Here is a 13600-nt window from a genome sequence, read left to right as displayed (position 1 = left end):
ACCGGGGCCGGGCCCGCCACCGCCATCGCGGCGGCACCGAAGGCCAGGGCCGCAACCAGAATCATCGAGATCGATCGTTTCATCAGAGAGTCCTCATCGACTGCCGCGCCTCCGGCGATCCCCTGGGCATGACGGGGCATCGGCGGATGCTATGGAGGCGATACGATCGCGCCCCAGGAGGATCAGCCATGCCAGCAGAGCAGGTGTTCGAGTGGAAGGAAGCATTGACGGCAGCGTCGGTTGTCATTGAGTTCGTTAAGGCCGGAGCGCTATGGCCGCTCTCCTGCCTCACGTTCCTCATCATGTATCGCAAGCACCTAGGGCGGCTGATCCTGTCTCTCGCCAAACTTGCGCGCAACGGCAAGGTGGAGAGCTTTGCCGGCATAAAGTTTGCGGCTGACGTCCAGGCGGTCGTTGCAAGGACTGGCACTCAACTCGCTGATGAGGCCGCGAAGGTGGCGGAGCTTCCCGCCGATTCACCAGCTCGGCCGGCATCCGTGGCGAAGGTGGAGGCCCTAAGTGAATCGCTTCGATCCCTATCCGACCTCGCAACTGCTTCTGTCTTCCGCGGAGCCTTTCATGAGCATGCCCACGAGCGCACTCAAGCTCCCTCGCACCATCGCGATCTCGCCGACGGCATTGGAGCCATTCGGTACGCCATCGACCGGATTGGCCCGGAGAAAGCCGCAGAAATGGACGAGGCAGCGCTGAAGAAAGCGATTGAATCGATCATCACTGGAGCCACACCGTACACCTCAAAGGCATGGGGCGCCATGAACAAAGCCACCCTCATCGATGCATCGGGCCTGACTAGGAACGGCTTGGTTATCGCTAGGGTACTTGCTAAGGAGAAGGCTTCCAGTCCTTCTTCTCCTTCGCCATCGCAGCCTTGAGCCTGTCCGTGAGGATTGGCTTGCCGTCGCCATCGAGCAGGCACTCGGTCTGCGAGCAATGGCACTGGTACCGGTTGCCGCGCTGGCTGTAGAACTCGCGTACCTGGGCGGTGGTGTAGACCTCGCCGTGCCGGCTGGCGTGCCATGGGCGGGTGGTGGGCAGCAGGGCCGACGTCCAGAGCTCGGCGATGTTCAGGCCGAACTCCTCGGTCGCGGCGTCGCTCTCGGCCCAGCGCGCCTGGCGCAGTGAGTCGGTAATGTCCGTCTGCGCGAAGGCCTTGGCCTTGGACCGGGAGACGTCTAGGCGCTCGCTGATGAACGTGGTCACGTCCTTCGGGTTGCGCCCGTCCGCGACCGCGCTGCCGATGATCTGGGCCAGTTCCGAGCGGATGGCCGCGCTCTGGCCGGTCCAATGCTCGTAGCTCTTGACCTGCGCCAGGCCCACCCGGTTGCGGTAGGGCTCCGAGAACAGGATCGTCGCCAGGCTTCTGCCCGCGGCGTAAGCCTCGGACAGGTTGGTCAGGTTCGCCGCAGTCTGCGCGGTACCGAGCTGGCTCGCCTCGCTGACGAATGCCGACCACCAGAAGGATTGCGCCCGCTCGCGACCGGTGGCGATCCAGTAGTCGAGGGCCGCCTGCAGCTCGCCGTTGAGGGCCGCCATCTCGTCCGGCGTCAGCGCGTACAGCACCGCGCGCGCGGCGTCGTTCAGGCTGTAGGTGCGGATCCGCCCGAAGACCTCCAGCACCTGCTGCTCGAGCCCATCGAAGCGCCGGTTGATCTCCCGCACGGCGCGCCGCAGGATGGGTAGCGTCCCGGTGCGCTCGGTCAGCGTGCCCGGGATGATGGGGTTGCGCGGGCGGCGGTTCACTTCGCCGCCGGGTCAGCCTTGGGCGGCGTCGCGGGCTTGGTGCCAGGCTTTGCCAGCGGGTCAGCGAGTGGCTCTGCCGGCGGCGTCTCTTCCTTGAACCCGTCGCCCTGCCCTTCGTCGCGCTCCTCGTACCCAGCGGCCTTGCGGATCTCGTTCTCGTCGAAGATCGGCGTCGTCCCGCCACCATCGAAGGTGGTCTTGTTCATGACCGCCATCTTGGCCGCCTTGTCGATCTTCTGCTCGTCGGTCGGGGCGCCGAGGTCGGGCCACTCGATCTCGAACTCTCCGGCCTCGATCACGTTGCAGTCCTGCATGCGTCGCACGAACTCGGTCAGCATGGGGGTGAGCTCGTTGCGCTGGCGCGCGGCGGCCCGGGCGTTCATCTCCTTCTGGTCCTCGTCGCTGGCCAGCCGGCCGGTCTGCTGGCCGAACAGGATCGTGAAGGGGATGCCCACCGAGGCGGAGAACAGGTTGGCCGCGATCTCGAACTGCGGACCCAGGTTCGCCACCTGCGTCTGCAGCGTGTCGGCCTTGCCGCCCTGGATCACGATTGCGCTGTCCTGGCTCCGGTTGAGCTTGCGGGTCTGCTCCTCGTGCACCTCCCGGACGGTCTTGGTGCCCGGCGTGCCGTCCGGGTTGGACGTGATGGCTTGCGGGGCCGCGGCGGCGTCGTACTCGAACTTGATCGTCCGCGCGCTGTTCTTCAGCGCCGACTCGGCGCCGCCGCCGCTGAGCTTCTCAATGTCGACCAGCGAATTGAAGCCCGCCTTGAGCAGCGGCACGCCCTCGTAGAAGTCGTCACTGTCAGAGCCCTCGGCCAGGATCTGGACGCGGCTCGGGTGGACGTCGACCCAGTCCTGCGGCTTCGCCTCTCGATCACCGACCGACGAGGGGCTGCGGGTCCGGTACTGGAACATCCGGGGCTTGCCGTAGTTCTCGGTGTCATTGGTGTCCGAGAACCACTCCGTCACCTTGATCTGGTCTTCGAAGAGCGGAACGATGTCGACCAGCTTCGTGGCCTTGACCAACGGTTCGCGCAAGGCCTTGCCGTCTGCGACGCGGTAGATCAGCGCGGCATAGCGCCCGATCAGGTTGCGGCGGTCGAAGCCCTGGAACTTCTGCCAGCCCTTAATGCCGGTGATCAGCGCAGCGACTTGCTTCTCCCATGGCGTCTCGTCGTCCGCCTCCGGCTTCTTGATGCGGGGCCACTCCGACCAGCAGCGCGCCAGCAGCTTCTGCACCGCCCCATGCCCTGCCCCACCACGCTCATAGGCCTGACGGAAGTCATCGAAGTCGAGCTGTGTCTTGTAGCCGTACTCGGTCCACGCCGAAGGGCGCTTGGCATCGAGCCCCGCGCCGAACTGCATGAGGTATTCGGCTCGCGCGCGGGCGACGTCGTAGCTGTTGGTGGTGATCTCGGCCATGCGGCCGGATGCTAGGAAGGCAGAATCGATCGCTCCAAGGGAGCAGACATGAGACATTTGATCGACGCCACTCGCCAAGCACTGGCGGACAAGAACTGGTACGCCGCACTCGCTTTGGCCTTGACCTTTCCTGACATATGCCAGAAGGCAACGTCGCCCGAGATGCGCAGCAGCAAGGAGAGATACAGCGTCTGGTACGACCGATACCTGTTGCCGACCTACACACGGAGCATCGACGCGATCGGCTTCACGACTGTCTACATGACAGCACTCGACTGCTACGCGCTACGGTGCGCGTACTTGCACCAAGGAGAGTTTTCAACGTCGGAGCAATCGGCGAAGCAGGCACTCGAACGATTCTTCTTCACTGCCTCGCCAGACGGCACCGGCGGGAGTCACTGCAGCCGCTTCAACGAGGTGCTAAACCTCGATGTAGCGAGCTTCTGCAACGACGTTCTTAGGGCGGTAGAGCAGTGGCTACTTGACGTGGAGAGCGACCCAGCCATCGCTGAGCGCATTGCTAGGTTTGGCACCATTCATGAAGGCAGCGGCGTACTCGTGATCGTTGGCGAGAAGACTCACATCGAAGCCAGACCATGATGGCGCACGTCAGGTGAAGATCCCGACCGGCGCATGAAGCAACTGATTGAAGCCGCGCGCCGATGCGTCCACCTGGTCGTCGTGCAGCCCGTTCGGGAACAGGCGGAGCTCCTCCTTGAACGCTTCGTTCCACGGGCCGCGCAGGAGCAGCACATTGCCGACGTTGACCTGGCTGGCCAGCGGGCGGGCGCGGACGACCTTGTCGCCGCTCTCCAGGCTCGTGTGCACGTCATGGCCAGCCAGCATGCTCACGAAGGCCGTCGCCTGTCCCTTGCCGGCCTGGCCGGGGTCCTGCGGCAGCGACTGCTTCACCGTCCAGCCGTCGGCGCTGGAGGTCGCCTTGATGAGCTGGTCCCGCTTGTGAGTTGCGAACTGCTCGCGGACGACACCGGCCACGATGAATCGGCCATCTGCCAGCGCGCCGACCTTGGCGCCGACGGTGTAGTCGCCTGCGCCCTCGGTTGCGGCCAGGTCCCATCCGCGGCACCAGCGCACCGGGCCCGCAGGGATGGCGTCCACGATCTGGAGCATGTCGGGCTGGAACTCGCCACCCTGCGCCGGGCTCGGGCGCTGCTGCAGCTGGCCAGCCACCGCGTACGGGCCCATGATCTTCTTGTCCCGCTCCACCACCTCGCGCGGGAAGCGCTCCGGGAACAGTAGCTCGCCCTTCTCCTTGCGCGGGTCCAGGAAGCCGATGCTGGTGATCTTGCGCGGGCCCTCGTACTCCATGGGAAGGCACAGGTGCTCATAGCCCATGTCCTCGGACGTGATGACCCCGGAGACGTCCTTGACGCTCAGGCGCTGCATCACGATGAGGATGGCCGAGTCCTTCGGGTTGTTGAGGCGGGTCGGCAGGGTCTCGCGGAAGATACGGTTCGCCTCTTCGAGCGCCGCCTCGCTGTGGGCGTCCTCGACGCTGTGCGGGTCGTCCCAGAGCACGCGGTCGCCGCGGCGGCCGGTCATGGAACCGACCGGGCAGGCCTGCCGCCATCCGGTCTTGTCGTTCTCGAAATAGGTCTTGGCGTTCTGGTCGCCGGCCATCGTGATCGGCCACAGCGCCTGGAACCAGTCGGACTGGATCAGGCGGCGCATCTTCACGTTGTCGCGGATGGCCAGCTTCTCCTCGTGCGACGCGCCGATGAAGCGCATGGACGGCATGCCTCGCGGGCCCCACTCCCAGGCCGGCCAGAACACCGCGGTCGCCATCGACTTCATGGTGCCCGGTGGGATGTTGATCAGCAGCCTCTTGATCTGCCCCGTGGTGATCGCCTCCAGGTGCTCGCTGATGGCGTCCATGTGCCAGCCGTGGATGTAGGGCTGACCTGGCTCCAGCACCGGCCACGCGCGGCGGATGAAGTTGCCCAGGCGGCGCCGGCAGTGCTCGCGCTCGATGGCGAGCCAGTCCTCGTCATTGAGCCGCAGCACGGGCGTTCATCAGTTCGGCCAGGGCCGCGTCGGAGAGCTTTGACGCATCGACGGTCGGGGGCGGCGGCGCGTCCTCGTTCATCTTCTGGACCGATTCCTTGTTGGCGGCCAGCAGGTTCAGCGCGATCGACGCCGAGTCGTTGGCGAGCCGGCTCAGCACCATGACGCCCTTCAGGCTATCCCCGGACTTCAGCGGGTCCGCGTCATCGATCTTCGCCACCTCGGAGTTGGCCAGGGCGTTGAGGCGATGCGCGGTCGCCGCGCCGTAGTGGGCTGCGCTGGCGAGGTTGTCGCTGATGGCCCGCAACTTCGCTGCGAGGCTATGCGCAGTTATCTGCGCAGGAATCGGGAGTGCCTGAATTGCGCGCTCCGTTGCAACTATCTGATTTGCAACGGTTTTGATCTGCTCAACCTGCGTAGATTTGCGCGCGCGAATGGCCGCCTCGGAGACCTGGAACTCTCGGGCCAGCGCTCGTACCGCCTCCCCTTCCAGCATCCTCCGTTCGATGTCTGCCCACTGGGCGTCTGTCAGCTTCGAGCGTCGGCCCACACGCGGCTCCCCTTGGTCTTGAACTTCTGCTTCGGCGGCTTGGGCGGCTTCTGGCGGGCGCGGCGGCGCTCCTCCTTCTCCTTCCACTCGTCGGTCTCTTGGACCCGGATGGACTGGTGGATGAGGCGGCCGTCTTCCCGGACGATCACCCGGTGGACCGGGGTGTCGCTCTGCTGCATGCGGCTGCGGCCATGGCGCTTGGCGAGCGCGGCCCCGGCGCCCAGGCAGAAGACGCTGGCCGGGCCCAGTCCCTTCGGGGTCTGGCAGTCGGCGGCGCGCACCAGGGTGTGGGTGAAGGCCGGCGGGCCGACGTCGATCTCGGCGTCCTCCAGGTCCTCGTCGGTGAGGTCCAGGGGCGGCGGCAGGTCGACCGTCGCCGCGGGCACGAGGGCCAGGCGCTGGTAGATCGGCTCATTGGCCGCCGGCTGCACAGGCGCAACGAAGTCGCCGAACAGCTCCAGCTGTCCAGCGAGCACATGCACCGGCTTCCTACGCACTCGCGCCATTCGCTCCTCCCCGCATCAAGGTGCGCATGGCGTGGGCATGCTACGGAGACGCTCAAGCAATCTGCTTGAACGGGGTGGAGTCGTTGGCCGCTTCCTTCTCCAGCGCGCGGGCCTTGAGCTTGTAGGTGTCCCGGATCTGGCGGTAGTCGTCGTGCTTGAGGTGCGGCGTGGGGTGAGGACCCTCGAGGTCCGCGACGACCGCCTCGCCCCAGCGCGCCACCATGCCGGCGCGGAACTGGTCCCGCTTCGTGCCTCCCGGCATGCTGCTCTCCCACTCCAGGGGCGCGCCACAGCAGATGCAGCCATGGCCAGCCCGCCGGTCCCGCAGTCGGATGTAGCGGTTGAAGGCGGCCTGCGCCTCCTTCTTGAGCTCCTTCAGCGGCTTGAGCGCTTCCAGCTTGGCCCGCGTCTGCTTGCGGCCATCATGAGCCTCAGCCAAACCGAGAAGTTAAACCGGCATGACCCCTACGCTTACCTGCACGATGTGCTGACGCGGCTACCGACTCAGTAGAACAGGGACCTCGACGGCCTACTGCCTCATCGGTGGAAACGCAACACAATTGAGGCCGGGTAGGCAGCGCAAGACATCTGATGGACCAATTGGAAGAACTCATCACTTCGACATTCGCCGCGTTCAAAGCCGAGGCGATGTCCACGCCACCGATGAGCCTGCGCGCAGGCGATGCCGTTGACGACCACACCGACCAGCCCTCCTACTCGGCGCTAGCGGATGCAATCACCGATGACTACTTGCGTGAGTTCCGTTTGGGCCTCCCTCACCTGGACAGCGCCTCTTGGCGTCACTACCTGCCCCATTTGCTCGCACATGCCGCTAAGCATCACGCCATTGGCAGTGATGTGACCGATGCCCTCATCCAGAACCTAAGGCCACCAGATCGCGGCCAGCTCTCATCGCTGAGCGCCGATCAGCAGCAGGTGGTCATCAAGGTTCTTGACCTCCTCGCGTTCTGCGAAGCATCGCCGCACTCGCAAGCAGCTCAGACAGCACTTGAGGAATGGTGGGCGCCTGGCGCCTTGTACCGTCCGGCATCAATCTGACTTCGCGGGACGCTTACGGTTTGACGCTCACGTGTGTCTCCTATCGACGATTCAGCTCAGAGTGCGGCCATGCGGACATGTCAAGGAACGAGTCAGGGCTGGCGGTGTACTGCTTCGACACCTTGTCGAAGAAGAGCTTGAAGGCTCCCTCCCAGCCAGTGCCGTTGCGCTGCTTGCGGCAGATGAGGAACGTGTCCGCGGTGTCTGGCAGGACGAGCTTTCCGCGCTCCGCATCGAACTCCTTCTGCTTGTTACGCCAGACGATCAATAGGTTGTCGACCTGGTCCACGATGGAGCCGGCCCCCTTCACGTCAGACTTGTCGGGTTCGGTCGTCTCCTTGTCGCCCTTTCGCATGTGATGCACGAGGTGGACATGTGCGTCGTAATCTCGGGCCAGCGCGCAGAGCTCATCGACCAGGACCTTCTGGCCGTTGTAGTCGTCGTCGTTTTTCACGCACTTCATCAGTGAGTCGATGACCATGTGCTTGATGCCAAGCTCGCGGAAGCAGTAGCGCGTCACGGAGACAACGCGGTCCACGTCGACGGTCCCCTGCTGGTCGTAGAACCAGAGCCTTTCATCGCAAAGCGCCTGGAACTGCTCGTAGACGTCGCGAGTAGCCTCCACAAGTTCGGCTGGGACGTCCTCAGGGTCAGTGTCCAGGCCGGCGAACTGCTGGACCATGCGATTCAGAGACGCCTCAGGCTTCATCTCGAAGCTCGCAATGGCCGCCTTCCATGACTGCACCAGCATCGACGTGATCACTTCCCCCAGCACCATCGACTTTCCGTGTCCGTTCACGCCGGCCCAGAGGCTGACCTCGCCTCCGCGGAACTGGATCAGCTTGTGAGTCTTGTGCCATGGCAGGTAGGCCACGGCCTTCTTCTTCGTCGGCTTCCCGATGCTCTCTATGAGAGATGCCAGGAAGGCGCTGGCCGGAAGCACGTGCGCAGATGCCTCGGTCTCGCGACGGTAGGCTTCCCAATCGATGTCGTCGGGAATCAGGTTGTAGTGCACAGATCCTCCCCGTGGAGCCGCAACACATCGAAGCAGCTAGGCTCCGCTCGCGAGCCAACGCGATGGAACGCGGCGGCGATCACTGTCGACGCCCCCGCCGCCATTGCAGCGGTGGCCCACCGCTTCACCTGCTCCACATCACGTCCGTTTACCGTCACCCAACATCCGACGACCGCTCGGAGGTCCGTACGCTCCGGGATATCGCGCGCTTCGACCTGCATCCAGTGGGGCATGAGCGGATCGAAGTCGTCGTCTTGAATGACAACGTGCGCCGGCTTGAAGCCGCGGCGACGAGTCTCGATGAGCTGGGTGAGGCCCTTCATATCGCGTGCTGGAGCGGGGCGTAGCTGCGGTCGTTAGACGCGTCGATCTCGGCCCCGTCCCATCGTCCGTTGTTGAGGTAGACGAGCGGAGCCGGGATGTAGTTGCCGCCCTCCTTCCGCCAGTCATCCGAGGTCTTCATGAACTCGACGTGGGCGACGATCTGCTCGGCGAAGGGCTCGCACTGACGCTTCTTCCACACCTTGTGGCAGTCCGACTTCCCGCCTTTTCGCGTCGACTTCGGCCAAGCGCTCCAGAACGCGATGAAGCCGGGTTGAAGCTCTCCTGCGGACTGGACAGATGTCGAGCGAAGGGGGTGACTCGAAACGCCGGACACTCCACATTCCTGCTCCTGCTCCTGCTCCTGCTCCTGCTCCTGGCATCGAAGGGGCTTCGAAGGGGCTTGCTCTGAAGGGCCAGCAGACACGTCTCCGCCGCGGCGGCAGACCAGGTGGAACGCCCTCTGATAGCGGTCGAAGAAAGGCGCGAGGAAGGGGCAATCTGGCAGGGCGTCGTAGTCGCGTTGGATGCCCTTGCAGCGTTTGTCTGCTTCAGAAAGGGACTCCGCGATCTGGTAGAGGGCCATTTCGTGCACCCACACCATCTCTGAAGCCTCATCGAAGGAGCAGAACTCCGCTTCAATGCACCCTCGAAGCCCCTTCGAAGCCCCTTCGATGCCCAACCCAGTTTCGTGAGCGGCGTACAGCAAGGGCTGGTAGAACAGGCCGAGCATGTTGGAGTGAGGGGAGGACATGAGGTAGGTCGCCATCACGACGGCCTCCATGCCACGCAGCTTGATCGCCTTGCCGGTCTTGCCGGTCCAGAACGTCGGAGCGATCTTCGAGTACTCACGCATTACAGCCCCAGCTGCGCCGCGATAGCCCGGTTGGCCGCTTCGATCTCCTCGCTACTCGCAGTCGGATTACTGTGCAGCCAGGCGGCAGATTGGTGCGAGTACTCGGCCCATGGGTGCGCACGGCCAGTGCCGCCCTCCTCATCGTTCATGGCGTCGGCGGTTGCGACCGCTCTCACGCCCTGCTTCAATTCACTCGGCCGCTGCGGCCACTCGATTCTCTTCAAAGGGTTCATGTCGTCTCTCCTTGTTGGGACGTTCAGGCTGCCATCCTTGGAACGGCCACTGGCTCAGCGTTGCCGCCCTCTACTTGGTCGGAGGCGGCGTCACCGTTGGCCGGATACGTCTCAACCTTCCATCCCTGCTGGATGAACATCGCAAGGTCTTCCGGCGCAACGTCGTCGTCGAACCAGACGTCCAATGAATCGGGGCTTGTCGCCGACCAACTGACGAAAGCCACCTTCTCGAGTTCGGCGCCATCAAAGACGCGGATGTGCATCCCGACGGGCGGCACGAAGGGGATCTCGCCTGTGGCCACCAAGTTCAGCTGGCCATCGTCAGCGGTAGTGCGATAGGTGACGTTCATGCCCGTTCTCCTTGGAGCTGGGAAATCCGCGCGCGAAGCTCGGCGACCTCAGCCGCTCGGCGATCGCGCAGCACGACCTCCGCGCCGATCTGCTCGGCGATCCATTGCAGGGGAGCCAGCGACCGCGTGCGCCGCATGAAGGTCACCAGCTTCTGGCCATGCAGCCCCGCGGTGCCCTTCAGGATCTTGGACATGTAGCCGTGGCTCACCGGGATGTCGTCGGCGACCTCGTAGTCGTCAGCACCGGATCGCTGCACTGCGTAGCGCAGCGCACCGTCCCAACTGCAATGCCGGATGAACTGCGGATCCGCGAGCTGCAGCGGCGGCAGCTCCGTCACGACATCTAAGCCAGCTGGTCCTGTCGGCACCTTTCCAGACGTGTCTTGAGCTTTCGTGTTGGTGAGGATGAAACTGCGATCCATGGTTGCGACTCCCATCGCTGCTGTTGAGAAACGGTTGAAGCCAACGGCCTCATGGGGACGCCCAACCCGATCCGCCCCCGCCAGGGGGAGTCGGCCTTGCAGAGGCCTCACGAGCAGGCGCCCCCATGAGGGCGCAGAGAAGGAACAGATGAAGAACCACAGTCGGTGGGCCAAAACAAAGCTGCGCTCACTGTTCGCGGCGATCGTGGAACAGCTGGACAAGGACGCCGTGGAAGCGTCCAACCAGGCAGTGATCTGCTGGCGCGCGGCGACGGCGCTCAAGAGGTGGAAGTAATCGCCGCGCGACATGGGCCAGGCCCGCCGATCGGCCAGGGGCGATCCGTCGGGCAGCGGCGCAGCGCCAGTAGCGCTCGCGCCGTCGCCGTAAGCCTTCGCCTCGCCGGCCTGGATCAGCGGCACGGACGTACGCGCGTGCGTGTTGCCGTTCTGATCCGCGACAGTGATGTTGATCATCTTGTCGCTGTGGACGTAGGCGATGCCGGCGTCGCAGGGCTGCTTCGGATCGGCATAGGCGAAGCTGGCCTTGGCAGCGTCCTTCGGCGGCCAGAACCTGACGCGCCGCCCGATGGTGGGTTTGATGATCGTGGACTCGTTCATGATCGCCTTTCAGGCTGGTTGGGAAGTCAGGGGGCGCCGGAGCGGCTTCGAGCGCTGCAGCGCCGCGGTCACCGCCTCGATGGCGGCGAGGTCACGCAGTGCCCTCGTCTCGATCTCGGCGATCTGGGCGGTGGTGAAGATCGGCGCCGGGCGGCGCTTGGCCTGCTTTCGCCGGGTGCTGTTCGACATGTCGGTCCTCCGGATGGAAAAAAGCCCTTTGGGCTCTCTCGTTCGAGCCCGGCATGGCCCGCCTTGAAGGTTCACGAGAGAGCCCAAAGGGCTCAGACATGCCGGATGCCGCCGCCATGATGGCGAGTCGCCACACCAGAATGATAGCGACTCGCCATCATTTAACGCAAGCACATTCGTGGCGCAACCACGCCGTTAGCATTCCCGCCGCCTACACTGGGAAGAACATGGACAAGAAGCCCTACCCGTCGGACGCAGCTGACAAGTTCGTTCTACGACTGCCAGAAGGCATGCGCGAGCGCATTGCAGAGTTCGCCAAGCAGGCTGGCCGCAGCATGAACGCAGAGATCGTGGCTCGTATATCGGAGTCCTACACGACGCAGTTGCGCTCTGAGATCAACACGCTGGACCTAACGTTGAAGGACCACCTCATCTGGGACCTGATCGCGGAAACGATCCAGATTCGGGGCGACCTTCTGATGCTTGCAATGCAAGTCGAGCAGATGGGGCAACACGGGTCGAGAGAGCTCTTGGTGGAGCGGTGTCGAGATATTGGGGAACTTGCGCGCTGGAGCGCTGGGCGCATCCGCCTCGACTTCACAAGGTCAATTCCGGGGATGACCGAGCATCACAAGGAAGTCGTGGCGGAAGCGTTGTCCACAGTGCGAGAGACCGTGGAGCGACGCGCAAAGCTCTATGGCATTCCGGTCGACCAAGCGCTAGCCGAAACTGACAGGGCCTTCCGCGGCATGTCTGTGCTTAAGGACGAATACGGAACACCAGATGCTCCAAAGGAACCCGCCCGAGAAACTGCGGCCCCACGGGGGCGCCGAGCTTGACGCCAAGACCGTCAAAGGTTCCGGCGTTTGAGGCACGAGGCCCCAGACGATCCTGACACCGCGGTCTGATTCCCCTCGTCGGAGGCAAGAGCGACAAGGCCCGCCGGCATGTGCCGGGCGGGCCTTGTTCGTTCTGCATGGTGCGCGGGTTAAATCTTGGTCCCCGTCAGGCGGGCGCATGTGAGGGGGCGGCGGCAAGGGCGATCGCGTGAACGCCGCGAAGGCCAGCAGCGTGGCGAATTGGCTAGGCTATTGGCGCCCAAAAGTATCGTTTCGCTCCAGCGCCTCACGCGGATTTGAAGACCCTTCCCTTGGATCCCACCAAATTGCGTCGATCCCGATAAGCGGATCCCACGCGTTGAAGCAATAGCGGCCCGCACCCACGCCACCAACTGCCATTGCGGCGCTCATCAGACTTGTGGATGTGCCGTGATCACCGCACGCAGCAAACTCCAGTGCGCTGAGCGGATGCCGCCGGCCGGCGCAACATCCTGATTGCGGCGGCGAGTCGGAGGATCTGATGTTTGGACGATTCACTGCGTTGACTTTCGGCGTTCTCCTTTCGGCCTCACTTCCCGCGGTCTCAAAGGACCAGCCAACGACTTGCACGTGCGACGGGAAGGTGGTGGACACCAAAACCTGTCCGGCGGGTTCCGCTCCCTACTGCGACTGCAAGGAGAAGAAAGTGAAGTGCCCCGAGGCCACCATCAAAAGCGATCCCAAGAAGTGATTCACCGCCCGCGCCCACGTGCGGCGCGTGTCCTTGTGTTTCTTTTCAGGAGTTCAAAATGAGCCCTGTCCGTCTTGTCGCCGCAGGTATGTTGTTAGCGGCACTCCCTGTACTCGCTGCACCTTCCACCCGCGTAGCCGTGCAAAAAAGCGGCGTATTGATCATCGCGAGTAACCCGGATGACCGCAGCTACAACTGCTCCATCTCGTTCACCTGGTCTCACAACGACTTCGGCACCCGCAAGTCGCAATCGGTAAACACCGTGGCGGGAGTCGGCCCCAAGGTCAACGATGTCGTGATCTACAACCTATCTGGCGCTTGGGTCGACGTCCAGATCGAGGGCGGAGTGAACATCAGCTGCACCTAACCCTTGGCATGACAGTGCGCCCCGGCGTTGCGCGCGGTGCCCTGCGGGTCGCGGCGGTGCGGCAGGTCAGCCGGCGGCCGGCGTGAAGTCCACGTAGAACTTCTGCCCCGGGGTGAACTTGCCGTGCAACGCGGGGTTGGTGATCAGGATCTCGCAACTGGCCGAGGGCGACCACTTCGCGAAGGTGTTGTCCTCGTCCAGCCCGTCGTCCGGGTAACCGCCGGACTTGCTCACGGCGCTGAACTTCACCCGCTCAGCGGACTCGAACCGCTCCACGCTGCCGACCACGAACTTCGCTCGCATGGCGGTGGCGACTTCCTCGCTCACCTGCTCCA

At 64.0% G+C, this 13600-nt stretch carries 18 protein-coding genes and 2 pseudogenes; 6 read left to right on the top strand and 14 right to left on the bottom strand.

The genetic code is table 11. From position 1 onward, the window contains the following. Positions 1-188 precede the first annotated feature (188 nt). A complete protein-coding gene (locus tag ABDW59_RS23560) occupies positions 189-893 on the top strand; it encodes a hypothetical protein (protein WP_343633748.1) in 705 nt (234 codons plus the stop codon). Here the strand turns inward: ABDW59_RS23560 and ABDW59_RS23555 are convergent. Next, the gene (locus tag ABDW59_RS23555; RefSeq protein ID WP_343633746.1) at positions 844-1761 is read right to left on the bottom strand and encodes a phage minor head protein; all 918 of its coding nucleotides are present in this window, start codon (positions 1759-1761) and stop codon (positions 844-846) included. The genes ABDW59_RS23560 and ABDW59_RS23555 overlap by 50 nt on opposite strands. Beyond that, a complete protein-coding gene (locus tag ABDW59_RS23550) occupies positions 1758-3185 on the bottom strand; it encodes a phage portal protein (RefSeq protein WP_343633744.1) in 1428 nt (475 codons plus the stop codon). The genes ABDW59_RS23555 and ABDW59_RS23550 overlap by 4 nt, the downstream gene beginning before the upstream one ends. A gap of 48 nt (positions 3186-3233) precedes the next feature. Between ABDW59_RS23550 and ABDW59_RS23545 the strand changes: the two genes are divergently transcribed. Beyond that, positions 3234-3785, top strand: a complete 552-nt coding sequence (locus ABDW59_RS23545; RefSeq protein ID WP_343633742.1) for a hypothetical protein — start codon at positions 3234-3236, stop codon at positions 3783-3785. Positions 3786-3794: 9 nt separating this feature from the next. Here the strand turns inward: ABDW59_RS23545 and terL are convergent, their stop codons facing one another. Genes terL through ABDW59_RS23525 form a run of 4 tightly spaced genes read right to left on the bottom strand, consistent with a single transcriptional unit; the run spans position 3795 to position 6705 of the window. Beyond that, the gene (gene terL, locus ABDW59_RS23540; RefSeq protein WP_343633740.1) at positions 3795-5210 is read right to left on the bottom strand and encodes a phage terminase large subunit; all 1416 of its coding nucleotides are present in this window, start codon (positions 5208-5210) and stop codon (positions 3795-3797) included. After that, positions 5194-5760 carry a Hin recombinase gene (locus ABDW59_RS23535; protein ID WP_343633738.1) on the bottom strand — a complete coding sequence of 189 codons (567 nt, stop codon included), beginning with the start codon at positions 5758-5760 and terminating at the stop codon, positions 5194-5196. The genes terL and ABDW59_RS23535 overlap by 17 nt, the downstream gene beginning before the upstream one ends. Next, positions 5739-6266 carry a hypothetical protein gene (locus ABDW59_RS23530; RefSeq protein WP_343633736.1) on the bottom strand — a complete coding sequence of 176 codons (528 nt, stop codon included), beginning with the start codon at positions 6264-6266 and terminating at the stop codon, positions 5739-5741. The genes ABDW59_RS23535 and ABDW59_RS23530 overlap by 22 nt, the downstream gene beginning before the upstream one ends. A 52-nt stretch (positions 6267-6318) precedes the next feature. Beyond that, complete coding sequence (locus ABDW59_RS23525) at positions 6319-6705, bottom strand: recombination protein NinG (protein ID WP_343633734.1); 387 nt, start codon at positions 6703-6705, stop codon at positions 6319-6321. On the opposite strand from ABDW59_RS23525, the pseudogene ABDW59_RS23520 reads away from it, so the two are divergent. Together ABDW59_RS23520 and ABDW59_RS23515 are read left to right on the top strand one after the other, a co-directional pair. After that, positions 6682-6777: pseudogene (locus ABDW59_RS23520) on the top strand (transposase domain-containing protein); the annotation flags it as partial. The gene ABDW59_RS23525 and the pseudogene ABDW59_RS23520 overlap by 24 nt on opposite strands. A gap of 80 nt (positions 6778-6857) precedes the next feature. Beyond that, the gene (locus ABDW59_RS23515) at positions 6858-7325 is read left to right on the top strand and encodes a DUF6714 family protein (protein ID WP_343633732.1); all 468 of its coding nucleotides are present in this window, start codon (positions 6858-6860) and stop codon (positions 7323-7325) included. 40 nt (positions 7326-7365) lie between these two features. Here ABDW59_RS23515 and ABDW59_RS23510 read toward each other — a convergent pair whose 3' ends face one another. Genes ABDW59_RS23510 through ABDW59_RS23480 form a run of 7 tightly spaced genes read right to left on the bottom strand, consistent with a single transcriptional unit; the run spans position 7366 to position 11329 of the window. Then, positions 7366-8340, bottom strand: a complete 975-nt coding sequence (locus ABDW59_RS23510; protein ID WP_343633730.1) for a DnaB-like helicase C-terminal domain-containing protein — start codon at positions 8338-8340, stop codon at positions 7366-7368. Then, positions 8325-8663 (bottom strand): hypothetical protein, encoded by a 339-nt coding sequence (locus tag ABDW59_RS23505; protein ID WP_343633728.1) that lies wholly within the window; start codon positions 8661-8663, stop codon positions 8325-8327. The genes ABDW59_RS23510 and ABDW59_RS23505 overlap by 16 nt, the downstream gene beginning before the upstream one ends. Next, complete coding sequence (locus ABDW59_RS23500; RefSeq protein ID WP_343633726.1) at positions 8660-9517, bottom strand: hypothetical protein; 858 nt, start codon at positions 9515-9517, stop codon at positions 8660-8662. The genes ABDW59_RS23505 and ABDW59_RS23500 overlap by 4 nt, the downstream gene beginning before the upstream one ends. Beyond that, positions 9517-9750, bottom strand: coding sequence for a hypothetical protein (locus ABDW59_RS23495; protein ID WP_343633724.1), 234 nt, complete (start codon positions 9748-9750; stop codon positions 9517-9519). Before ABDW59_RS23495 ends, ABDW59_RS23500 begins: the two co-directional genes overlap by 1 nt. A 23-nt stretch (positions 9751-9773) precedes the next feature. Continuing rightward, complete coding sequence (locus tag ABDW59_RS23490; protein ID WP_343633722.1) at positions 9774-10100, bottom strand: hypothetical protein; 327 nt, start codon at positions 10098-10100, stop codon at positions 9774-9776. Further along, positions 10097-11140 carry a hypothetical protein gene (locus tag ABDW59_RS23485; RefSeq protein ID WP_343633720.1) on the bottom strand — a complete coding sequence of 348 codons (1044 nt, stop codon included), beginning with the start codon at positions 11138-11140 and terminating at the stop codon, positions 10097-10099. The genes ABDW59_RS23490 and ABDW59_RS23485 overlap by 4 nt, the downstream gene beginning before the upstream one ends. Before the next feature lie 9 nt (positions 11141-11149). After that, positions 11150-11329 carry a hypothetical protein gene (locus ABDW59_RS23480; protein ID WP_343633718.1) on the bottom strand — a complete coding sequence of 60 codons (180 nt, stop codon included), beginning with the start codon at positions 11327-11329 and terminating at the stop codon, positions 11150-11152. 227 nt (positions 11330-11556) lie between these two features. Here ABDW59_RS23480 and ABDW59_RS23475 point away from each other — a divergent pair. Next, positions 11557-11700, top strand: a pseudogene (locus tag ABDW59_RS23475) (Arc family DNA-binding protein); the annotation flags it as partial. A 1256-nt stretch (positions 11701-12956) separates the two neighbouring features. After that, positions 12957-13265 carry a hypothetical protein gene (locus ABDW59_RS23470; RefSeq protein ID WP_343633716.1) on the top strand — a complete coding sequence of 103 codons (309 nt, stop codon included), beginning with the start codon at positions 12957-12959 and terminating at the stop codon, positions 13263-13265. A gap of 66 nt (positions 13266-13331) precedes the next feature. On the opposite strand, the gene ABDW59_RS23465 is transcribed toward ABDW59_RS23470, so the two are convergent. After that, positions 13332-13600: hypothetical protein (locus tag ABDW59_RS23465; protein WP_343633714.1), on the bottom strand; the 269-nt coding region annotated here is incomplete at its 5' end.

The sequence above is a fragment of the Roseateles sp. genome (assembly GCF_039595295.1).
Taxonomy (GTDB): Bacteria; Pseudomonadota; Gammaproteobacteria; order Burkholderiales; family Burkholderiaceae_C; genus Roseateles.
Note: the sequence above shows the minus strand (reverse complement) of the source record. Positions and strands in the feature narration are given on the sequence as shown.

Coding starts and splice junctions, on each gene's coding strand:
- ABDW59_RS23490 (WP_343633722.1), bottom strand. CDS start 10,100: ATGAACGTCACCTATCGCACTACCGCTGACGATGGCCAGCTGAACTTG.
- ABDW59_RS23560 (WP_343633748.1), top strand. CDS start 189: ATGCCAGCAGAGCAGGTGTTCGAGTGGAAGGAAGCATTGACGGCAGCG.
- ABDW59_RS23495 (WP_343633724.1), bottom strand. CDS start 9,750: ATGAACCCTTTGAAGAGAATCGAGTGGCCGCAGCGGCCGAGTGAATTG.
- ABDW59_RS23505 (WP_343633728.1), bottom strand. CDS start 8,663: ATGAAGGGCCTCACCCAGCTCATCGAGACTCGTCGCCGCGGCTTCAAG.
- ABDW59_RS23550 (WP_343633744.1), bottom strand. CDS start 3,185: ATGGCCGAGATCACCACCAACAGCTACGACGTCGCCCGCGCGCGAGCC.
- ABDW59_RS23485 (WP_343633720.1), bottom strand. CDS start 11,140: ATGAACGAGTCCACGATCATCAAACCCACCATCGGGCGGCGCGTCAGG.
- ABDW59_RS23515 (WP_343633732.1), top strand. CDS start 6,858: ATGGACCAATTGGAAGAACTCATCACTTCGACATTCGCCGCGTTCAAA.
- ABDW59_RS23470 (WP_343633716.1), top strand. CDS start 12,957: ATGAGCCCTGTCCGTCTTGTCGCCGCAGGTATGTTGTTAGCGGCACTC.
- ABDW59_RS23500 (WP_343633726.1), bottom strand. CDS start 9,517: ATGCGTGAGTACTCGAAGATCGCTCCGACGTTCTGGACCGGCAAGACC.
- ABDW59_RS23530 (WP_343633736.1), bottom strand. CDS start 6,266: ATGGCGCGAGTGCGTAGGAAGCCGGTGCATGTGCTCGCTGGACAGCTG.
- ABDW59_RS23480 (WP_343633718.1), bottom strand. CDS start 11,329: ATGTCGAACAGCACCCGGCGAAAGCAGGCCAAGCGCCGCCCGGCGCCG.
- ABDW59_RS23545 (WP_343633742.1), top strand. CDS start 3,234: ATGAGACATTTGATCGACGCCACTCGCCAAGCACTGGCGGACAAGAAC.